The sequence below is a fragment of the Shimia sediminis genome, from assembly GCF_003990645.1.
In the GTDB taxonomy this organism is placed as follows: domain Bacteria; phylum Pseudomonadota; class Alphaproteobacteria; order Rhodobacterales; family Rhodobacteraceae; genus Shimia; species Shimia sediminis.
This window is the reverse complement of sequence record NZ_RYZK01000124.1, coordinates 1-513: the sequence shown is the minus strand read 5'-3', so window position 1 is coordinate 513 and position 513 is coordinate 1. Positions and strand designations below refer to the sequence as shown.

The window sequence follows — 513 nt, the reverse complement described above, 5'->3', positions numbered from 1 at the left end:
CTAAAAGGAGGTTATCAAAGTAGTTAAAAAAATGCAGAAACAAAAGAAAGAGCCACTTCACTCTGTCCAAGTTTTTGGAAGAAAGAAATCAGCTACAGCTGTAGCTTACTGTAGACGTGGAAAAGGAAATCTAAGAGTAAATGGACGCCCCTTGGAAAGAGTTGAACCATTAATGCTTCAAGACAAACTACAAGAACCAATTTTACTGTTAGGAAAGGAAAAATTCTCCAATGTAGATATCCGAGTAAGAGTGAATGGTGGTGGTCATGTGTCTCAAATATATGCCATTAGACAGGCTATTTCAAAAGCTCTTGTTGCATATTATCAAAAATATGTTGATGAAGCTTCAAAAAAAGAATTAAAAGATATCTTAATTCAGTATGACAGGACTTTATTGGTAGCAGATCCTCGTCGTTGTGAACCAAAGAAATTTGGTGGTCCAGGAGCCAGGGCTCGCTACCAAAAGTCTTACCGTTAAGCTTTGTACTGTATATGTATGTATTTCATTACATA

General features: G+C 36.3%; 1 protein-coding gene. It reads left to right on the top strand.

Annotated elements, in window-relative coordinates; genetic code table 11:
* Positions 1 to 31: 31 nt before the first annotated feature.
* Positions 32 to 478 carry a 30S ribosomal protein S9 gene (locus EK369_RS23075; protein WP_127116315.1) on the top strand — a complete coding sequence of 149 codons (447 nt, stop codon included), beginning with the start codon at positions 32 to 34 and terminating at the stop codon, positions 476 to 478.
* Positions 479 to 513 lie beyond the last annotated feature (35 nt).

Bases quoted from the DNA above. Each gene is read 5' to 3' on its own strand.
- EK369_RS23075 (WP_127116315.1), top strand. From the start codon at position 32: ATGCAGAAACAAAAGAAAGAGCCACTTCACTCTGTCCAAGTTTTTGGA.